The organism is Oleiphilus sp. HI0128 (assembly GCF_001635365.1).
Map to the genome: position 1 here is coordinate 1 of NZ_LWGG01000585.1, position 604 is coordinate 604.

Here is a 604-nt window from a genome sequence, read left to right on the forward strand (position 1 = left end):
ATTTGGCCACCATTTACCTTGGCAGGTTGGTAAATCCCAGCAATGAAGCGCGACATAGTTAGTGCTGGTCCAGCCGCCGAGTGCTATCTGACAATAGACTACGACGAGTGCCAATATGGCACAGTTCTTAAGGCCTCGGGAAACGATAGCAGGTTTTTGTTGTCGATCACTTAGCATCGCCCAGCAAAGCAGGGCTAAAGTTAACATTCCCCCAAGCAAGTGAAGCGTAACAATTGCGGGTTTTAGTAGCATGGTGACGGTCCACATCCCTAGTGCGCCTTGAAAGCAGACGACTACGAGTAGAATTAGGGGAAGCGTGAGTTGCTGACCTTGTTCTTTTCTGCGCTTAATCGCAATAGCTGCCATTGCCAGGATTAATAAGCCCAAAGTGCTGGCAAAGTAACGATGAATCATTTCCTTCCAGGCTTTGTCGGCTTCAAATGGGCGTTCCGGGTAGGCTTCGTTGGCAGCTTGAATGTCATTGCTATCACTTGGGGCAATGAGCGTGCCATAACATCCCGGCCAGTCTGGACAGCCCAATCCGGCATCAGACAGACGAACGTATGCGCCCAGCACTATCACAAATAAAGCCAGCGCACAGGCG

General features: G+C 50.5%; 1 protein-coding gene. It reads right to left on the minus strand.

The annotated features are described in order from the left end of the window. Positions 1-604, minus strand: a 604-nt coding sequence (locus A3763_RS07125; RefSeq protein ID WP_197482827.1) for a heme A synthase, incomplete at both ends; no start/stop codon positions are given.